We start from the raw sequence: 18,376 nt of genomic DNA on the forward strand, positions 1-18,376 counted from the left end.
GCTGGCCTGGCTGTGATCTTACTTCACGTCGACCTTAAGCTGCTGCCAGAGCGCCAGATAGGCTTCGCGCTGGGCGTCGGTGATCGGCGCCTGGAACTGGATGCGCTTGGCCACTTCGGGATCACCCATGACCTTGCGGTTGAAGGCATCCTCGGGCAGCGCTTCCACCGCCTTGGTGTTGGCGGAGACGGGAGCACCGACCTTGGTGACCCATTCGACGTAGAATTTCGGGTCGATCATGTAGTTGATGAAGGCCTCGGCGCCGGCGACGTTCTTGGCGCCGACCGGAATGGAAAACGCGTCGAGCCAGGCGACGGCGCCTTCCTGCGGCACGACCAGCGAGACCGGCAGCTTGAAATGCGTCTTGGCGCGATCGGCCGAGCCGCTCCAGTAGGTGCCGATGTCGATCTGGTTGGAGGCGACCATCTGGTTCCAGTCGTTCTCCGAGCTCCAGAAGGTCTTGATCTGCGGCATCAGCGAGGTCAGCTTCGTCTTGACCGCATCCATATCCTTGATGTCGTTGATGTTCTGGCCAGTGGCGATGGCGCCGAACTGCACCGCTTCAACGGCGTCGTCGCGAATGACGACACGGCCCTTGTGCGCGGCATCCCACATCTCGGCGATGCTCGTCGGCGGCTTGTCGAAGGATTTTTCGTTGATGGCGAGCGCCGTCAGGCCCCATACCCACGGCACGCCATAGACCTTGCCGTCGTGGACGAGCATCGGCGATCCCGCCTTGTCCTTGCTGATGTCGGCGTAGTTCGGCAGCTTGGAAACGTCGATCGGCTGGATCAGCTTGCCGTCCATCGCCTGGTCGTTGAAGGCGGCGTTGATCATGACGACGTCGTAGAGGCCGGGATTGGTCCGGATCTTGGTCAGCATTTCCTGTTCGGAATTGAAGAAATCGTTGACGACCTTGTTGCCGGTCGCCTTTTCGAAAGCCTCGACGGCCCACGGCTCGTCGGCGCCGTAGCCCTTCCAGTTGAGCACATGCACTTCGTCGGCCTTGGCGGCGAACGTGAGTGCGGAGGTAAAGACGGCGGTCGCCGTCAGCAGAGCAGTCAAGTCAGGCATGCGCATGGTTGGTTCCTCTCTGTGGGTTTGCCCGCTTCCCGGGCTTGTCAGGCTTTCCAGCTGTTATGCATTGGCCTTCTGTGTCCGGCCTGCTCCCGATGGGTCGGCGGCATGGCTCAGGAATGTCTGGATTTCGCGGTTCGTCGGCGCCGACGAGCCGCCATGGCGGGTGACCGAAATGGCCGCTGCAGCATTGGCATAGCGCGCTGCCTCGAAGGGCGGGATGCCGTGCGCCAGCGCGCTGACGAAACCGCCGATATGGGTGTCGCCGGCGCCATTGGTGTCGATGGCGCTGACGTTGAAGCCGGCAATGGTCTGCGCTGTGCCGTCGGCCAGCCTGATATGGCAACCCTTCGCGCCAGCGCGAATGATCACGCCAGCAGCCTTGGGGCAGTGGTCGGCGAGAAGTCGTGCCGCGAGTCCCTCGACATCGCCTGGGCCGGCAATCTCGGCGGCTTCCGTCGTGTTACAGCTCAGCCATGTGGTGCGGGCAAGCACCCGCGACAGGATGGGACGCGGAATGTCCGAGATGACCGGCGTCGGATCGAAGACGAAGGGAATATCTGCCGGAAGTGCCTCGATCCAATCGGTGAGCGCATCGCGGCTCTTGGGATAGCTTAGCGTGTAGCCGGAGGTGAACACCCAGTCTCCCGGCGCCACCGCGACCGGCGCCATCAGGTCGCGGCTGAGCACGCTCTCCGCCCCTGGCCACGACACGAAGGTGCGTTCGGCGTCGCTCGAAATCATGGCGACGCAGTTGCCGCTGTCCGTCAATGGCGATGGCGGCGTCAGCGTCGCGATGCCCTCGGCGGCGAAAGCGGCACGCAGGAAATCGCCATTGGGTCCGCTGCCGAGTTGGCCGCCGAACACCACCTGCATGCCGGTGCGGCTGGCCGCGACCATCATGTTGAAGCCGCCGCCGGCGACCTGGGCGAAGCTCGACGCCGTCTTTTCCATGCCGGGCGCCGGCAGGGCGTCGATGCGGTAGACATAGTCGACCACGGCACTGCCGACATGGACGAGACGGCCGCTCATTCCGCCGCGTCCTTGCCGGAACCGATTTTCGCCACCCTTGCTGCCACGAGGTCGGCGGCAAGCGCGCGAACCTCTGACATGTCGAGGCCGACAAGCCGGGCGATATGCTGTTGCGGCAATCGGGAAAAACCGCTGCAGGCGCCGGCCATGCCGGCGGCGATGGCGCCGATCGTATCGGTGTCGCCGCCGATATTGGCGCTGATGATAGCTGCTTGCCATGGGTCGCCACGGGCGACTTCCAGCACGGCGAAGGCCGCCGGGACGGATTCCTGGCTGGCGACGCCGGTACCCACCAGATCGGTGATCAGCCGAATGGCATCCCTGATCGCCTTGCCGCGCACGATGTCCTGCGCCCAGACGATACGCGCGGCGATGTCGCCGCCGGTGACCCAATGACCAAGCGTCGCCCCTCGCCTCGCCGCCGCGACGGCGCTGGCGGAAGCATCGCGCCAGCCACCGCCGGCGATGCCGCGGCTGACGGCAGCGGCAACGGCAGCAGCGGAAGCGATTGCGATCGAGGTGTTGTGCGTCGCCCGGCAGGTCTCCGCCACCTTGGCGACGAACGCCTCCAATGGTTCGAGCGGCATCATGATGCCGACAGGCCCGATGCGCATGGCCGCGCCATTGGTGTCGCCGCTGCGTCCCGCTTCCTCGGCCGGTACGCCATTGTTGATGGCGTCGATGGCCCGTTTGGTCGACGGCCCCAAGAGATCATAGCTGCCGCGCGCCTTGACCTCGCGCTCCCAGTCGAGCAGCGCATTGACCCAGCGCGCGTGGTCGAAACGGTCGCCGGATTCGACCAGGATGCGGCCGAGCAGCAGCGCCTGTTCGGTGTCGTCGGTGATGGTGCCGGCAGCCAGTCCCTTCGACACCGGATGATCGGCGAAAGGCTCGATGAAATCCTCGACATGGCCGTGGAGTTCGGCAATGCGAACCGGCGACAAAAGCTGCGTCGGCATGCCGAGCGCATCTCCCAGCGCTCCGCCGACAAGCGCGCCCATGGCGCGATCGATGGCCTTGCTGGTTGCATCCGACATCGCTCAGAACCTCATATGCAGCGCAAAATGTGCCGGGTTGAGCAGGCTGGTGACATACTCGATCGGCCGATCGTCAGCCGCACGCGTCAGCCGGCGGCCGCGCAGGAAGGGCGTGCCTTGTGGGCAACCGAGGATGGCCGCATCCTCGGCATTGAGCATCTCGATCTCGACCCATTCCTCGCCATGGTCGGGAATGAGGCCGGCGGCGCGCAGCGTCTGGTGCAGCGAGCCCTCGCGCAGTCCGCGCAACGGTACGTCCTCAAGCTCGGAGGACAATGGCAGCCGGCTGCGCTCGATGGAGATCGCATGGCCGTCGCTGGCGTTGGTGCGCACCCGGTCAACGGCAATGAAGAACGGGCTTTCGATACCAAGCAGCGCAGCCAGATCGGGGTCTTCGATGACCTCCAGCCGCAGCGTCCGCGTCTCGGCATTGGCGCCGGCATCGGCCAGCGCGCGCGACCAACCGATGGAGTCATCGACCGGCTTGCCGTCGAAGGTGACGAACGAGCCAATACCAACCCTGGTCGTGATCAGCCCGCGGCTGGACAGTTCTTCGAGGCCCTTGCGGACCGTATTGCGACTGACGGAGAAGCGCTGGACAAGTTCATTCTCGCTTTGCAGGCGGTCGCCGAAGCCGAGAACACCGGAGCGGATTTCATGTTCGAGAACGGTGGCGATCTGCTCGGGTTTGCCCGTACCGGGAGACAGTTGAACCGCGCGCCGCTTCATATAGGTACCTGTTCAGTGAACCTGTATAGTCCTGTTCAATATCTGGATAGAAATGCCGTGTCAACAGATGCCGGAAACAGGCCCAATGAACCCCGAATTTCGGATTGTCCGCAGAGCGCGCCGAACTGGCCGGTTGCCATGGCCCGGAAAAGCCGGTGAAAGACCGAGATCAACCAAGAGGATAGAGCCGATCCTTGATTCAATTTCACCGGGCAGGCTACGGGATCGACACCTCACGCGGCTCAACGAGAATGTCCGCCTCGATAGCGGCGTTGATGAACGCCGCCCTTGCCGCCGAGACTTCTTTCTTTCCCTCTAGCACGGCCAGACAGACCTTACGGGCAACCATATGCTTTTGCCCGGTTGCAACCGGCCAGCGGTTCAGCAGGATGTCGGCAGCCTGAGCGACCCGCTCCACGTTGAAGATCGAGTTTCGCGATCGGCCGAGCGCAATCCTGACCGGCTCATCGAAACGCTGATCTTGCACGATGCCACTCCCCAAAGTCGGCATTCATCGATTCGCGGCCTTCAACCCCGCGCAATGTGATAGGTTCCGCGACAAAGGTGCAAGATGTCCGATTCCAGTGGCCAGAAAAATCCCAGGCTGATCGTCGTGGTCGCGTTCGATCGCGGTGAGGATGGCGAGTTGTTCCCAGCCTTTGGACCCGCCGACCAGCAGAGCGAAGACCGCGCCATACGCACCGCCAGGGCTCTAGCGGCAAAGCATGCCGGCGTCATCGCCTGGAGCCGCGAGGCCGATCCGACGCTGGGCGAATACGGCCCGCCGAACACGCTCTTCGTCAGCGGCGACGTACCTGACATGGAATAGTCGACTGGCGTCAGCTTCTGGATGCCTTGCCCATAGGGTTTGATGCGAGCCGGTTTCCCCTCGCCAGCAAGCAAAAGCCCGCTACGGTGAACCGGAGCGGGCCTTGGAGGAGGACAAGGGGTGGGACCCTCTCCTCTTGTTTCCACGGGGGGGTGTGGACCGCAATGACCATACGAAAGTTTTGCAGAGTGCAGGATCACAAGCCGGCTTGCCTGCATCACAATCCGGTGCACGCCGATATTGGGGGCGCTCACGAGATTGCGATCAGTTGCGATAACCCGGCTAGATACGCCCGAGCACGACAAGCACGATGGCGATGAGCAGCACGAGCCCAAGGCCGCCGCCGCCATAGTAGCCGGTGCCGTAGAACGGACCGCCACCGAGGCCGCTGAGGCCGCCAAGCAGCGCAATGATGATCGGTATGGTTCCAAGACTCATAGCGATGTTCAAAGACGAGCGCTCCAAAGGCTCTACCGTTCCGCGCGATTGTGGCGGGCATCGCGTGCGGAAGAGGTCTGCCGGCAACAGAAGCGGCCATCCAGATGATGGCAACCAGAATTTGATTCCGGCACGCCTGTGGACGCAGAAAGCCCGCCAGCGTGGCGGGCTTTCCTACCGGCCGGAGGCCAGGAGAGTGCGGTCGAGCCTCACGGCTGATTCGGCACTTCCAATCCCCGGCCCCTCCAGTATCAGCGACGAGCGATCAGGAGGCAGAGTTGCCGTAGATCGCGGTCGTAGGCGCCTTCGCTGCTGAGCACGTCGACGCAGCGCTTCTTCATTCGCGCCACGTTGCTATCCGACATCTGGGCCACGACACCCGGCAGGCTCGGCCTGCTGGGGTTTGACGGATTGGACGGATTGCTCGGGTTCGACGGATTGCCTGGATTGATGCCGCCACCAATACCCACGCCGACGCCGCTCGTCCCGCCTACATTGGCGCCAAGGCCGGCCGTAATGCCGCCAGACCCTCCGATGTTGGCGCCCGCGCCGGCATTGATGCCGTTGCTGCCGCCGACCGAAGCGCCGAGACCAGCATTGACACCGCTCGAGCCGCCAACATTGGCACCGGCACCGGCATTTACACCACCGCTGCCGCCGACCGAGGCGCCCACTCCGGCACTGATGCCGCCACTGCCGCCAACGGAAGCCCCGACACCGGCATTGACGCCGCCGCTACCACCCACCGAGGCACCAACGCCAAGGCCGATTCCCGCAGCATTGGCGGGCAGGGAAAGAGCTAAAATTACCGCACTACCCGCCAACATATTGGCGACTGTCTTGATGGTGTGAGCCATAACACTCTCCTGTTGTCGTTGCGCTAAAGCAATTGGCGAGAGGCCGATTGCAAGATCAACTACGCGAGGTGGTGAATTTCAGTTTCAGAGAGAGAATACTGAACCTGAGGCGTGGTGTACATCAACAAAATTTCTGAAACAAAATGATATTAAAGTTTGAATAATTGTTCTTTACACGAACAATTCGTAAGGCATTGGCGATCGGACGTTACTCTGCTCCATGCCGCACACCGCGCTGGACATGGATAGGCCTCTCGCAAGATCAGCAAGACCGCCGCGATGATTGCAAGTGGCCAGAGTCTATCGGCGGCCGGATGCGGGAGTGAGAGAGTGCAAGCGTGATTGCAGGACCGAACGATTCTGCGCCGGCCCGCTTGTCAGACGATCCCGTAGAACAGCCTGTAGTGGGCGCGCTTCATATAGTCCCGGTATTCCGGCGTGGCGGCTAACAGCGCCTCTTCGCGCAGGATGCGATGAACCTGGAAGAAGGTGATCGCGGCGTAGACAGCAAGATTGTAGAAGGAAAAGGCCGACAGCAGGAACAGGACATGACCGGCAAGGTATCCGGCATAGATCGGGTGCCGCACCAGGCGGTAGGCACCGTCGGTCATCACGCCGCGATTGCCTGGCAGAATGGCGAAAGAACGCCCTAGCGATATCTTCCCCCAGATCACGAACCCCAACGCCAGGACTTGCAGCGGCGCAGCGGCATAGACCGGGATGATGGCCACGCCCGGTTGCAGGTCGATGAAGCCGACACCGAAGCTGGCGACCACCGAAACAACCACCGTCAGCGGGTTCCAGTCGCGTACCTGCGGTCGCCGCGACAGAAGCAGCCAGGTAAAGGTCAGGATCTCGGAAATTGCCACCAGCGCCACATTGATGCGGGTCGGGTCGAGCATCAGGTGATATACGCCGCGGTAGACGAACATGCCCGCGAAGGCCAGCGCGCAGATCCGAAAGAAACCTTCGCGCAAATCCACCAGGATTTCGCGCTTTCGGGCTGCGGACAAAATCCTGCCGTCACTGACGTGCGAAAGCGCCTCGCTTTTTGATATGAGCAATGCAAACACCCCGATGATCCCTCGAGGCGACCTTTGCACGCAACCATTGCCGGGCAGTTAATCAACAAGATCAGATCGGTGTTTAAACTGGCTGTCGGGGAGCCAGGGTGCCACATCCAGACGACCCTGCTCCACGCGGTCGTCCAGAAATAGACTGGCGACCCATTTCATTTGGTTTTGCCAGACTAGCTCAGATAGTCGTTGCGGAAATAGCTCCCGAAATCCGGGCGTTGAGCAACCAGCTTGCCGTCGGCATCACGCAAAATGCCGGACGCGAAGAGATAGCCGCCGATCGCTTCCATCTTGGCTGGATCCATCGTCCCGATGGCGCCGCTTTGGCTGCGCAGATAATGGCCGTCGATCAGCGCCTTCAGCGAGGCGTGGATCAGCGCCGGATTGGTCAACGCATCCTTGTTGGCCGCGATCAGCAGGGCTGCCGCATCTTCGGGGTGATCGACCGCGAACTGGTAGCCGCGCCGCGTCGCCTGGACAAAGGCGGCCGCAGGCTTGGAGTTTGCCTGGAGATAGGCTTCGCTCGAAGAGATCAGTGTCGTGTGCTCGTCAGGCACGCCGTAATCGGCATAGACGAAGCTGCGTTGTTTGACGCCCTTGAGCTCGGCGTCGACACCCTCCCAGGTCGAGACTTCGAGCGTGAAATCGACCGAACCATTGGCCAGCGCCTCATAGGCTGAGGTGCCGAGCGTCACCGTCTCGAAATTGCCCTTGCCGCCATCATGGCGGATGATGGTCGATATCAGGGCGTTTTCCCAGGCGCTGCCGAAGCCGCCATAGGTCAGGCCGTCGAGGTTTCTCGGGCTTACTATCTCGCTGCGGGCCGCATTGAAGACCACGCGGCCGGTTTCCGATTGCACCACCGCATAGACGCCCTTCAGGTCCGCTCCGGCGGTTCTCTGGGTGAACAGGCTGATGGTGCCGTTGATGCCGAAATCGGCGACGCGATTTGCAACCAGCGTGCCCGCACCGGTATCGCTGTAAGGCAGGATGTCGACCTCGAGCCCGGCCTCGCGATAGAAGCCCTTGTCGCGGGCGACGAACAGTCCGATGTGGTTGGTGTTGACCGTCCAGTCGAGGGCAACGGTGACCTTTTGTGCCGATTGTGCTTGGGCTCGCCCCGATCCGGCAATGAGCGGAAGGCCTGTGGCAAGGGTCAGCAACAAGGCCTGCCGGCGCGTCAAGTCAATCATGATCGTGTCCTTTGGATGGGGTGGCGTTGAGGATGATGTCGAGAATCTCGGCCTCGAGCGCACTTGCCTGGCGCGCGGCATCGCCGCCAAGGCTGCGCGGGCGCGGCAGCGGCACCTTGATTTCACGCACGATGCGGGCCGGGCGCGCCGACAGCACATAGATGCGGTCGGACAGGAACACGGCTTCGCGCACGTCATGGGTGATCAGGAGCGCCGTCCAGCGATGATGCCGCCACATCTGTTCCAGCCAGCGCTGCATGGCCGTGCGGGTCAGCGCGTCGAGCGCGCCGAACGGCTCGTCGAGCAAAAGCATGTCGCGTTGCTGCACCACCGTGCGCAGCAAGGCCGCGCGCTGGCGCATACCGCCGGACAGTTGCGCTGGAAAATGCCGCTCGAAGCCGGCAAGCCCGAATTCGGCAAACAACGGCGCAACGCGCACCCGCGCCGCCTGTCTCCTCATGCCTTGGACTTCGAGCCCGAGCGTCGCGTTGTCGAGGATGCGCCGCCACGGCATCAGCGCGTCACGCTGCGGCATGAAGGCGAAATGCCTGCCGTGGTCGTCGAGCGGCGCGCCGTCGAACAACATCTCGCCCTCGCCATGCTCGGCGCCGGTCAGAAGCTGGAAGAGCGTCGATTTGCCGGCGCCCGAGGGTCCAAGGATCGAGACGAATTCACCAGCGCCGACGCTAAGCGAAATATCGGCCAGCACGTCGAGCCCACCGAACGCCTTGCGCACATACCGCAGTTCCAGCCGGCTCATCGCCAGGCTCCCTTCCCGGCGGTTTCCTTGCCGGCCCGCTCCCAGGGCATCGCAAGGCGCTGCAGCAGTACAGTCAACCCGAACAGGACAAGGGTCAGGGCAGCGCTCACTCCGACGGCGGCAAGAACCAGGTCAGGACGGAAATTGTTCTTGACGTTGAGCATGTAGATGCCCAGCCCCTTCGCGGCCCCCGCATATTCGGCGAAGATCGCGCCGACCACGGCGTAGGTGATGGAGATCCTCAAGCCAGCGAAGAAATAGGGCAGCGCCGAAGGCAGCCGTGCCAGCACGAAGATGCGCCAGCGCCCTGCCCCCATGGCGCGCAGCATTTGCCCGATCTCGGCCTCGGTCGACTCATAACCCTCGACCAATGCAACCAGCATCGGAAAGAAGGTAACCAGCGCCACCAGCATGATCTTGGGCGCCAGCCCGAAGCCGAACCACAGCACCACCAGCGGCGCGATGGCCACCAGCGGCAAGGTCTGGCTGACGATTAAGACGGGAAACAGCGCACGCCGCAGCGGCTGGAAGAAGTCGACCAGCATCGACAGCACGAAGGCGGCGCTGAGCGAACAGGCAAAGCCGAGCAGCGTGGCGCCGATGGTCGGAATGGCGTTGTCGGCCAGCGCCTGGCGATTGAGCAGCGCTTGCTCGAAAACGCGCGACGGCGCCGGCAGTATCGTCGGCCTGATGCCGGAATAGGTGGCATAAAGCTCCCACGCCACTAGGAGCAAACCGACCGAGATCATGGCCGGCATTGCCTTGACAAGAAGACCCGCGATCGGGCGCGAAGCGACTGATGATGTGGCCACGGGAGACAACCTTTGACGGCAGCGCGAAAGCGCGGCTGGCTCAGACAGCCGACGGGCTGTTGGCCGAGACCGTGACGTCGAGGGTTACGTGGCCGGCGCCTGGTCCGAAGCGGCAGAAGGCCTCGTCCAGCGCCGAAAAGATCGCACCGGCATCACCGCGCAGTTTCGTGCAGAAATGCTTAGAACGCTCATAGACGCCGGACTGCTTGAGAAAATCGATGCAGCCGTAGATCTCGTCCATGTGGTCGTCGGTGCCCATCACATAGAGCGAGAACTGCGCCGCCGCCGGCTGGCCGGTGGCAGCAGCATTGCGCACCGCCGCGATGGCCGCATCCTTGCGCGGGCCGAGCGACCCGACAGGCCCGCCAAGTGCATCGGAGCGGCAGATCGGATCATCCGGTTCGCCAGGGCACCCGCGCGAGATGGTGGCCGACAACACGCAATGTTTGCCGCTGCGTGCCGCCGCCACGAAGAGGTCACGCATGGCGGGAAACAGCACTTCGGGCGGCCCGACCAGCAAGGTCGAGATGTCGTCGGTCTCGATCCTGAGCTTGTCGCGCCAGGGATCGAGCGCACCGAGCGCGCCAAGAATGACACCGACGAAATCGTCGGTCATGGGGTATAGGGAAATCTGTGCGCCTGAAAACATCGCCCGCCTCGCTCCGCTGGTATTACCCAGATCAGCTTCTAGGGTCTGTGGGCTTGCCGCCCCCGTCTCAGCCCCGACCGTACGGAGCACCCCTGTGGATGTGCGCCTTAAAGCATCATTCGAGTTCAAGGGAAAGCCGTTTTTTCAGAGCACTGCGCCAAAAGCATTGCGCCAGTCACGGTGCGCCTGAGCGGAATTTTGTCGGGAACCTTCGCCGCCGCGACCGGTTGTCCCCACAGTCGCAACGCGATCACTTTCGTAGAAAATAAGCGACGACTTCACAGAAATGGAGACAAACCATGTTCATGAAAATCCTCGCAGCTTCGGTTCTCACCATTGGTCTGGCCACGTCAGCCATGGCGCAAAGCGCCGGCAGCAACAACGCAAATGGAAGCGGCAGCGGCAAGTCGGTGACGGTTGAGCCGAACACGCCGGCTTCCCCGAATACGATCGAGCCGGACACTGTCGACCCGGGCACGACCAACAGCACGACTGGCACGGTAGGGGACATGAATTCGAACGCGGATCAGAATTGCCCGACCAACCCGCAAGGCGCGCAGCCGGACGCCGATGGTAACGCGACGGCGCCAACGGTAAACGATAATCATTGTGGCAAGTAACCACGTCGCAAACGGATGAAGCCGCTGGGCATCGCCCAGCGACTTCATCCGTTTTTCTGGTCCGCAGCACTCGCTTTGCCGAACAGCCGGATTTCTGGAGCGGGTTTCCCGGCGGGCGGGCGCGAAAATAGGTGTTTTGAATTGAGCAGCCGTTTGAGCACTCTACCGTAGGTAAAATACAGGACCCGACCGTTGGCGAGATCGAATTCCACTGTTCCCCACCGCCTGACCGGAGCCTTTCCTGTGCAGGGCCCCAGCCTTCTGATCTGGAATCCCAGCCTGACTTTGCGCGTTCCGATTTCAAGATAGATGCCTGGCAGAAGGCCAAGCACATGCCATAGCCGTACAACATGCTCGACCGACATGGCCGGCGAGATTATCAGGTGGCTGGGCTGAAGCCGCGCCCAGACGAAGTCGCCTTTCGGCTGCGGCATTCCTGACAACAGCCCCCGGCAGTAGGCCGGCACCGCCTCGCTCACCAGAATCCGCATAGCGGTTGCCGTGCTGTCGACCAAGGCTTCTCTCGATGTCCAGTCAGCTTCGGAAAACGGCACCTGCCCGAGAATGTCACCCTCGTCAAAACCGGCGGACATCTTGTGGAGCGTGACGCCGCCATGAGCCGCATACCGGCCGTCCACGGCCAAGCGCTGGATCGGGTGGGGCCCTCGATAGTCGGGGAGCAGCGCCGGGTGGAGGTTGACCCCGCCTTTGGAAAAATGGCCAAGAACCTCTTGAGGGATCAAGACAGGCAAAGTGTAGCAGACCAGCACATCGGCGCGGACGTCAGACAATTGCCGACCAAGCGCATTCCAATCGTAAGGGCGGCCAAATTCGATAAACTTGACAGGCGTGTTACCGATAAACCGCCTGAGCAGCAGCTTGCGTTGAAGCCTTCGCCGGAAATTGCCAATGCTGAAACCGGTGGGACGACGCCGGAACCCGGGCACGATGATCGCGCCAATTGCATTTCCAGCCTCTAGCCAGCCGGCGAGCAGAGGCCCCGTATAGTTAGAGATATCGAGGACAAAAACGGCTGTGATCGGCTCCGAGTGATCGGTCGATTCGATCGGCCTCATCTTCGGCGGCTCAAACGGGCCGACAGATCAGGGCGAGCTTGTCAGGTCGGCTGAGTGGAAGGCGATGCCAAGGCAGTTACAACCGAAAGACGCTCGCGTTTTACAAACACTGGCTTTTCGTAAACTTTTTTCACGGCCCGTCTCCCGAAATCAACTCTTCCTGCGCAATTGGACCGCGATACGGCAGGCTGTCAACCGCCTGACCGTGTTTGCCTACCGCACCGCATTCGCCGTTGACGAAGTTGTTCGAAGGGCGCTTTCGCACATTGGTGAAAGCTCGATGGCTTCACCGACGCGACAAGACGCGCTGACTGAAGGGGTTTGGATGCGATGATCTGCTCGACGACACCGTCGAGCAGCAATGCAGGGCAAATCGCAGTTGCGAATCTACGAAACCGCCGTCTCGCGAACCGGCAGCTTCCAGCCTGGCCTGACGAAGTGGCAGGTGTATCCGTTGGGATATTTCTCCAGATAGTCCTGATGCTCGGGCTCGGCTTCCCAGAATGGACCAACGGGTGCGACTTCGGTGACGACCTTGCCCGGCCACAGGCCCGAGGCATCGACATCGGCGATGGTGTCCTCGGCGACGCGCTTCTGTTCCTCGCTGGTGTAATAGATCGCCGAGCGATAACTCGTCCCGACATCGTTGCCCTGGCGGTTGCGGGTCGTCGGATCGTGGATCTGGAAAAAGCGTTCCAGCAGCGTGCGAAAGCTTATGATGGCCGGATCGAAATTGATCTCGATGGCTTCTGCGTGGGTGCCGTGGTTGCGGTAGGTGGCGTTGAGCACGTCGCCGCCGCTGTAGCCGACACGGGTGGAGATGACGCCGGGATAGCGCCGTATCAAATCCTGCATGCCCCAGAAACAGCCGCCGGCAAGGACTGCACGTTCGGTCGAAGTCGCCATGTCACGTCTCCTCAAAAGCAATTCCAGGAAAAGTGTGTAGCGGTTTTCCGTCTGGAATTGCGTAAAAGCAAGTGGTCTCGCCATAAATGGGCATTGTCACCTGCTTCGTCCAGCGGACGCGGTGGATCTACTTCAGTTGCTCGTTTTGGGCGAGGCTGTCGATCAAACCCGGTAGCTTCAGGCCAGGCGGAATGGCGGCAAAGCTGATCGCCACCGGTGGTGCCCTGAGCGACCAGTCGAAAAGAACGGTCTTGACGGGGATGTTGCCCAGCCACGCCAGCAGCCGAGGTGGCACGCCGCTCCCGGGCCAGACCAGGAGCATGCCGTGATCGCGCAGCCGCTGGCTGGTGATCCAGGGGGCGAGCCGCATGTCGAGGTCGGTGAAGATCGACGGCTTGTCATAGGCGTTGAGGCCCGCCAGCAACGCGATGCGGGTATCGCCGCCGACGATGTCGAGCCGACCGGGCACCGCCGCGTGCCAGACCGCCTCGGCTTCGTCCGAAATCTGCCGCGCTGGCCAGCAGACGGCATCCATGCGCCCGCGCAAATTGCAACTCGTCCAGCGGATGCCCGCATAGGCACCGGACATGCCGAGGATGCAGGCGAACGCGCAGATCGCCAGCCGTCGCAGTTCGACGGCGCCGAGCCGATGACCCAGCAAGGCGAGCGCCACAACGCCGACCAGATTGTACATCGGCGCGCCCCACGCCTCGCCGGCGCCGGTGAACAGCGAAGCCACCATGACAAGCACCGCCGGACCAAGCCCCATCCACACGAGATAGGCCAGCGCGCCGCGCTCGATGGGCTGTTCCGGCGCGGGCGAACGCCGCAACAGCCCCGATATCGCCAGCACCAGCAATAAGCCGCAGAGCCCCGCCATTTGGACACCGATATAGTAAAGGCGGGCGCGGTGGACCAACACCCATTCATCGCGGCCGGCGACATAGGTCAGCGGCAGGAAATCGATGCGGTAGAGCTGGACGGCCAGCGGCGCGGCGACGGCGAGGAAAACCGCGAGCCCAAGCCAGGGCCAGGGCGTGGCGAGCCGGTTGCGTGCCCGTGTGTCCGACAACAGCCAGATCGCCCCGAAGAGCAACAGCAACCCGGTGGAAAACTTGGCATAGAGCCCGACGCCCGACACCAGTCCGAGCGGCAGCCACCAGCCCGGCCCACCGCCACGGCCCGCACGCCACAGCAGCCAGCAGATTGCGGCCCAGAAGGGCATCTGCGCGTAATCATGATTGAACTGCGGTGTCGGCCAGCCGAAGAAATACAATGACGGCATCAAAAGCACGGCGGCCAGCGCGCGGGTTCTCCCGAGCATGTCGCGGGCCAGCAGGTAGACGAAGACGAAGGTCGCCGAGACGACAAGCTGGGCGAGCAGATATTGCGGCCAGCGGAACGATCCGGTCAGAAGATGGCTGATCTCGAGCAGCCAGCCGGGGAGCTGCGGATGCTTGTAGGTCAAAAGCACCCATTCGCGGCCCCACATGAAGCTCTCGACGACATCGCCGGGCGGGGCGGCATCGACAAGCGCCGGAACCACGGTCCAGCACAGGATCTGCGTCAGGCATAAAAGCGCCAGGCCGGCTTCTGGATAGCGCATCAGACCCGGCCAGATCGACGACTGCCGCCAGTCGCCTGGAACAGAACTGCCGACCGGCAGCCAACCGTTCATGGGTTCGTCGATTCGCGTCATGCGGTGGATAAATCACACCGGACGGTTTTACGAACAGCCCAGAACTTGAAGCTTACGAAAATGTATACTTGGCCGACCATGGCAAAACCAAGATTGAGGCAGAGTTTCGCGCCACCATGCCGCCTCTCCCGTCATCACATGCCAGCAAGACAACAATGGAACACGCCATCCCGCAGCACCCTGAACATGCCGGGCATGGCGCCTTGGGCGTGATCGCGGCAGGTGTCGCCTACGCCTGACCGGCTCCCGTCCCCAAAAAAGCATCCAGGATTTGAAAAATGCGCCACCACCATGCCGTCATTCATTACCGTGCGCTCGATTTCTGGATGGCCCGTGCGGCCGTTCTCGTCATCATCTGCCTGCAGCTTCTGGTCATCAACAATCTCTCATTCGGGCCGCGCTGGGTGGCGCCCGCGCTGGAGGCGGCCCTGCTGCTGCCCTTGTCGGTGGCCACCGCCTGGACACAGGCCGCCACCCGAAAGGCGGTCGAGGACCACGAGTGGCATGCGATCGGCCAGTTTCGGGTCATGATCCGCAGAACAGCCCTGACCATGACCGCCATCATCAGCATCATGAATTGCGGTTCGCTGGTCCTGCTGGTGCGTGCCTTGCTGGAGGGCCATGCCGGCAACAGCGGTACGACGCTGCTGATCGACGCACTCAACATCTGGGTTACCAACGTCATCGTGTTTGCCTTGTGGTTCTGGAGCACCGACCGCGGCGGTCCGCCGACCTGCGGCCTCGTCAAGCTCGCACAGGCCGATTTCCTGTTCGCGCAGATGACGTTGAACGACCGTGAGCTTCGAGATTGGCTGCCCGGCTTCGTCGATTATTTCTTCCTCGCCTTCACCAATGCGACCGCATTTTCGCCCACCGATACCTTGCCACTCTCCCAGCGCGCCAAGCTGCTGATGATGGCCGAGGCCATGATCTCGCTGCTGACCATCGCGCTGGTCGCGGCACGCGCGGTCAACATCCTCGCTTGATCGGCCCGACACGCGAAAATAGCCCGCCCGGCGAACCGGAACGGGCTATTTTGGGTTGTCTTCGATGATTGGAATGCAGCGCCGAACTAGTGGCGCTTGCCCAGCCTGTAGCTGTTGCCGCCCAGCAGGTTGACGCCGAGCCCGCTCAGAACGCCACCGACGATGTTGGTCTTGTTGCCGTTCAGAATGCCTGAGACGACATTGCCGCTCAGGATGTTGTTGCCGCTGAGCACGTCGTTCAGCGCGGTGATCTTGCCAAGGTCGATGGATGGCGAAACATTGATCAGGCTGCCCGAATTGCCTCCCCAGCCGCCCGAACCTCCGCACCCACAACCTGCCTCGGCGGCTCCACGGACGATGCAACTGCAACAGCGGCTAAAATAACAGTGAACTTGTTCATGAAAGCTACTCCCGTTTGATGATGGAGATGGCTTCCGTCTTCTGTGGTCTACCTCTTGTTTAACAATATATGAACACTTCATCCGCTCAAGTCTTTATCTAGTTTCGGTGCATCAATCAAAAATTAACAATAATCATTATGCATAACCGACATGATTAACTTGCTTGTGACAACGGGCGATGACGAGACCGGTCAGATCGAATGCCGCTCAGCAATAGCCGATCGGAAATACAAAAAAGCCGCCCCGGCGTGAGCCGAAGCGGGCAGCGGTCGTTTCTGGAAATGAGAGCAGCGCCGCGCCAGGTTGCCTGCCTCGGTAATTCCGAGGCAGTAGCCAACAGACGACGCGGTGCCAATAGCTACTCCTCCACCCCCGGCTTGAATCTCCGCACCACAAACTCGAACAGCACGTCCGAAATCCACATGGCGCAGACGCCGATCAGGAAGGCAGCCGCCAGCGTGGTGGTGTCGTCGGCGGGATCGGGCATCGGCAGGCCGGCGATCCTGGCGTAGGAAACCGCCGGCAGCGTCAGGTAGGCCGCCGCAAGTGCGCCGCAGATCGGCGAGGCCACCATTTCGCGCAGCTTGTAGCGATGCCGCGACAGCGCGCGCAGAACGCCGCCGGCGAGACCCGCCGCCACGACCGGTCCCTTGATGCCGAGCAGGTCGAAAAGATCGTTCATCATGGCCTCCAGCCGCAAAGTTTCTGGCCCTTTTCGTTGTGAGCCAGGATCGCCGCCACCGACGCATCGGAAAGGGTCGCCGCCTCTGCCCTTGTCGGCCGGAGGGGATGCCCGGCCGCGCAGAACGACCCGCCTGATTTGGTGCAGCCGGCCAGCAGAAGCGAGAGCGCTATGATTTTGACCATCTGGCCAGCCTCCCCCTGTTGTCGTCCGGCGCCCGGCCGGCGACGGCATCGTCGATCTTCTGGGCTTCGGTGCGCGCCGCTGCGTCGGCGGCATCCTGCCTGGCCTTCTGGCTGGCCTTGCCCTTGGCATAGGCGGTCCAGACACCGGCAAGCGCGGCGCCCATTGCCAGAAGATACGGCCAGGCCTGGCCAAGCAGCGCGAGGGCGAGTGTTCCCATCTCATGTCTCCTTGGCCGGCGGCGCGACCATGCCGCGCGGCCCGTCACGCACCGCGTTGATGATGATCTTGGCAAGGGCAATGGCGCCGCTGATCTGAAGCGCGGTGCGGTTGCCCACCCCGAGCAGCGTCCAGTCGAAGCCGGCGAGCGCGCCGCCGCAGATGATGGCGATCAGCGTGTTGAGGAGATTGTGCAGCGCATTGGTGTTGAACCATGTCATTGAAACAGGCCCCCGAAAAAATCGGCGACCCGATGCCGCAAGGCCGCGAGCGCTCCGGCCATGAGAACGAGGATGCCGGCCGCGGCAGCCGTCTTGCCGCCGGACGCCGGCTGCACGGGCTGGGTCGCCGGCATCACATCAGCCGATGTCTCAAACCTGGGCGACGCCGGCGCGGCCACCGGTGCCGCGGGGCCCTGCGCCGACATCAGCAGGGCCTGAACCCGCACCGACCTGACACGATCGGACCAGCCGCGCCCGAATGTTGCCCATGTCGGCAACCGCTTGAGGAACGCCAGCCGCGCATCGCAAAGCGCATCGATGGTGACGCCGGCCGGCTTTGCCTTGGCCGCCGCGACGGTGACCGGTCCGATCCGCCCGTCCTGCGCAACGCCGACGGCCGCCTGCAAATATTTGGCCGCCCGGCCAGGCCCGCTGTTGACGGCGAAATCGAACACCGCATGGTCGACGCCATCGGGCAATTCGGCGCCGAGCACAGCGTACCAGTAGAAGCGGCGATAAACGGTGGCGACCTGCGCGTCGCTGATCGCACGCAGATCCGCCTTCGTCGCGTCGGCCTTCACATAGCGGCGGAAGCTGGCAAGCGTCACGCCCTTCATGGTGGCGCCGCCGGGGTCAGCCGGATTGTCCGACCACCCGCCTTCCGATTTGAGAACAAGCGCAAGCGCCCGAGCGAAGTTGCGGTCCATGGTGGTTTTCCTTCTTCGAATGATTTGGCTATGGTCGGCGCCGGGGAGCGGGCTGATGGATGATGAGCGACGCAAGGACCTAGTGATACTCGCCGCGCCGTGGGCTAAGCACAGCGCTAAGTTTCGTGCGAACGCAGCGACGAAGGCTGGCTAAATCAGAACCCACGACGGCGGGCTCTTGCTTCTC

At 62.5% G+C, this 18,376-nt stretch carries 25 protein-coding genes and 1 riboswitch; of the genes, 4 read left to right on the forward strand and 21 right to left on the reverse strand.

Going from position 1 to position 18,376, the window contains the following annotated elements; genetic code table 11:
- Positions 1-18 precede the first annotated feature (18 nt).
- The 5 genes from NKH95_RS25570 to NKH95_RS25590 form a co-directional block, all read right to left on the reverse strand.
- Complete coding sequence (locus NKH95_RS25570; RefSeq protein WP_128304631.1) at positions 19-1,080, reverse strand: ABC transporter substrate-binding protein; 1,062 nt, start codon at positions 1,078-1,080, stop codon at positions 19-21.
- A 57-nt stretch (positions 1,081-1,137) separates the two neighbouring features.
- Entirely contained in the window at positions 1,138-2,109 is a 972-nt protein-coding gene (locus NKH95_RS25575) for a PfkB family carbohydrate kinase (protein WP_128304630.1), read from the reverse strand.
- Complete coding sequence (locus NKH95_RS25580) at positions 2,106-3,146, reverse strand: ADP-ribosylglycohydrolase family protein (protein ID WP_023814057.1); 1,041 nt, start codon at positions 3,144-3,146, stop codon at positions 2,106-2,108. The genes NKH95_RS25575 and NKH95_RS25580 overlap by 4 nt, the downstream gene beginning before the upstream one ends.
- A gap of 3 nt (positions 3,147-3,149) precedes the next feature.
- The gene (locus NKH95_RS25585) at positions 3,150-3,875 is read right to left on the reverse strand and encodes a GntR family transcriptional regulator (RefSeq protein ID WP_023814058.1); all 726 of its coding nucleotides are present in this window, start codon (positions 3,873-3,875) and stop codon (positions 3,150-3,152) included.
- Positions 3,876-4,092: 217 nt separating this feature from the next.
- Positions 4,093-4,362, reverse strand: a complete 270-nt coding sequence (locus tag NKH95_RS25590) for a DUF982 domain-containing protein (RefSeq protein WP_027035091.1) — start codon at positions 4,360-4,362, stop codon at positions 4,093-4,095.
- Positions 4,363-4,446: 84 nt separating this feature from the next.
- Here NKH95_RS25590 and NKH95_RS25595 point away from each other — a divergent pair, with 84 nt between their 5' ends.
- Positions 4,447-4,704 (forward strand): hypothetical protein, encoded by a 258-nt coding sequence (locus tag NKH95_RS25595; RefSeq protein WP_023814060.1) that lies wholly within the window; start codon positions 4,447-4,449, stop codon positions 4,702-4,704.
- A gap of 282 nt (positions 4,705-4,986) precedes the next feature.
- Here NKH95_RS25595 and NKH95_RS25600 read toward each other — a convergent pair whose 3' ends face one another.
- From NKH95_RS25600 to NKH95_RS25630, 7 genes are all read right to left on the reverse strand, one after another.
- Positions 4,987-5,142: a DUF3309 family protein gene (locus tag NKH95_RS25600; protein WP_023814061.1), complete on the reverse strand. Its 156-nt coding sequence runs from the start codon at positions 5,140-5,142 to the stop codon at positions 4,987-4,989.
- Between the two features lie 251 nt (positions 5,143-5,393).
- On the reverse strand, positions 5,394-5,999 hold the full coding sequence (locus NKH95_RS25605; protein ID WP_031213861.1) for a hypothetical protein: 606 nt from the start codon (positions 5,997-5,999) through the stop codon (positions 5,394-5,396).
- Positions 6,000-6,376: 377 nt separating this feature from the next.
- Positions 6,377-7,012: a methyltransferase family protein gene (locus tag NKH95_RS25610; protein ID WP_352758656.1), complete on the reverse strand. Its 636-nt coding sequence runs from the start codon at positions 7,010-7,012 to the stop codon at positions 6,377-6,379.
- A gap of 236 nt (positions 7,013-7,248) precedes the next feature.
- The gene (locus NKH95_RS25615) at positions 7,249-8,268 is read right to left on the reverse strand and encodes an ABC transporter substrate-binding protein (RefSeq protein WP_352441204.1); all 1,020 of its coding nucleotides are present in this window, start codon (positions 8,266-8,268) and stop codon (positions 7,249-7,251) included.
- Positions 8,261-9,028, reverse strand: coding sequence for an ABC transporter ATP-binding protein (locus NKH95_RS25620; protein ID WP_023814065.1), 768 nt, complete (start codon positions 9,026-9,028; stop codon positions 8,261-8,263). The genes NKH95_RS25615 and NKH95_RS25620 overlap by 8 nt, the downstream gene beginning before the upstream one ends.
- A complete protein-coding gene (locus tag NKH95_RS25625; RefSeq protein WP_081735003.1) occupies positions 9,025-9,777 on the reverse strand; it encodes an ABC transporter permease in 753 nt (250 codons plus the stop codon). The genes NKH95_RS25620 and NKH95_RS25625 overlap by 4 nt, the downstream gene beginning before the upstream one ends.
- Before the next feature lie 103 nt (positions 9,778-9,880).
- A complete protein-coding gene (locus tag NKH95_RS25630; RefSeq protein WP_128304626.1) occupies positions 9,881-10,489 on the reverse strand; it encodes a YkoF family thiamine/hydroxymethylpyrimidine-binding protein in 609 nt (202 codons plus the stop codon).
- A riboswitch (TPP riboswitch) is annotated at positions 10,480-10,593 on the reverse strand. (Overlaps the previous gene by 10 nt.)
- A gap of 195 nt (positions 10,594-10,788) precedes the next feature.
- Between NKH95_RS25630 and NKH95_RS25635 the strand changes: the two genes are divergently transcribed.
- The gene (locus tag NKH95_RS25635) at positions 10,789-11,109 is read left to right on the forward strand and encodes a RodZ family helix-turn-helix domain-containing protein (protein WP_023814068.1); all 321 of its coding nucleotides are present in this window, start codon (positions 10,789-10,791) and stop codon (positions 11,107-11,109) included.
- A 44-nt stretch (positions 11,110-11,153) separates the two neighbouring features.
- On the opposite strand, the gene NKH95_RS25640 is transcribed toward NKH95_RS25635, so the two are convergent.
- The 3 genes from NKH95_RS25640 to NKH95_RS25650 form a co-directional block, all read right to left on the reverse strand.
- Positions 11,154-12,185 carry a formyltransferase family protein gene (locus tag NKH95_RS25640; RefSeq protein WP_128304625.1) on the reverse strand — a complete coding sequence of 344 codons (1,032 nt, stop codon included), beginning with the start codon at positions 12,183-12,185 and terminating at the stop codon, positions 11,154-11,156.
- A gap of 387 nt (positions 12,186-12,572) precedes the next feature.
- Positions 12,573-13,091, reverse strand: a complete 519-nt coding sequence (gene msrA / locus NKH95_RS25645) for a peptide-methionine (S)-S-oxide reductase MsrA (protein WP_352893645.1) — start codon at positions 13,089-13,091, stop codon at positions 12,573-12,575.
- A 127-nt stretch (positions 13,092-13,218) separates the two neighbouring features.
- Positions 13,219-14,769, reverse strand: coding sequence for a glycosyltransferase family 39 protein (locus NKH95_RS25650; protein WP_352893647.1), 1,551 nt, complete (start codon positions 14,767-14,769; stop codon positions 13,219-13,221).
- Positions 14,770-14,858: 89 nt separating this feature from the next.
- Here NKH95_RS25650 and NKH95_RS25655 point away from each other — a divergent pair, with 89 nt between their 5' ends.
- Entirely contained in the window at positions 14,859-15,029 is a 171-nt protein-coding gene (locus tag NKH95_RS25655; protein ID WP_164762750.1) for a hypothetical protein, read from the forward strand.
- 39 nt (positions 15,030-15,068) lie between these two features.
- Positions 15,069-15,776, forward strand: coding sequence for a hypothetical protein (locus tag NKH95_RS25660; RefSeq protein ID WP_023814072.1), 708 nt, complete (start codon positions 15,069-15,071; stop codon positions 15,774-15,776).
- Positions 15,777-15,862: 86 nt separating this feature from the next.
- On the opposite strand, the gene NKH95_RS25665 is transcribed toward NKH95_RS25660, so the two are convergent.
- From NKH95_RS25665 to NKH95_RS25690, 6 genes are all read right to left on the reverse strand, one after another.
- Complete coding sequence (locus NKH95_RS25665) at positions 15,863-16,009, reverse strand: hypothetical protein (RefSeq protein WP_352893649.1); 147 nt, start codon at positions 16,007-16,009, stop codon at positions 15,863-15,865.
- A 526-nt stretch (positions 16,010-16,535) separates the two neighbouring features.
- Positions 16,536-16,859, reverse strand: coding sequence for a hypothetical protein (locus NKH95_RS25670; RefSeq protein WP_013530789.1), 324 nt, complete (start codon positions 16,857-16,859; stop codon positions 16,536-16,538).
- A complete protein-coding gene (locus NKH95_RS25675; RefSeq protein ID WP_032909564.1) occupies positions 16,859-17,044 on the reverse strand; it encodes a hypothetical protein in 186 nt (61 codons plus the stop codon). Before NKH95_RS25675 ends, NKH95_RS25670 begins: the two co-directional genes overlap by 1 nt.
- Complete coding sequence (locus NKH95_RS25680) at positions 17,029-17,262, reverse strand: hypothetical protein (protein WP_023814075.1); 234 nt, start codon at positions 17,260-17,262, stop codon at positions 17,029-17,031. Before NKH95_RS25680 ends, NKH95_RS25675 begins: the two co-directional genes overlap by 16 nt.
- A gap of 1 nt (position 17,263) precedes the next feature.
- The gene (locus tag NKH95_RS25685; RefSeq protein ID WP_352893651.1) at positions 17,264-17,482 is read right to left on the reverse strand and encodes a hypothetical protein; all 219 of its coding nucleotides are present in this window, start codon (positions 17,480-17,482) and stop codon (positions 17,264-17,266) included.
- Complete coding sequence (locus tag NKH95_RS25690; protein WP_352893653.1) at positions 17,479-18,189, reverse strand: glycoside hydrolase family 108 protein; 711 nt, start codon at positions 18,187-18,189, stop codon at positions 17,479-17,481. The genes NKH95_RS25685 and NKH95_RS25690 overlap by 4 nt, the downstream gene beginning before the upstream one ends.
- Between the last annotated feature and the right edge of the window lie 187 nt (positions 18,190-18,376).

Origin of the sequence: Mesorhizobium sp. M0848, from assembly GCF_040319805.1 — a bacterium.
In the GTDB taxonomy this organism is placed as follows: Bacteria; Pseudomonadota; Alphaproteobacteria; order Rhizobiales; family Rhizobiaceae; genus Mesorhizobium.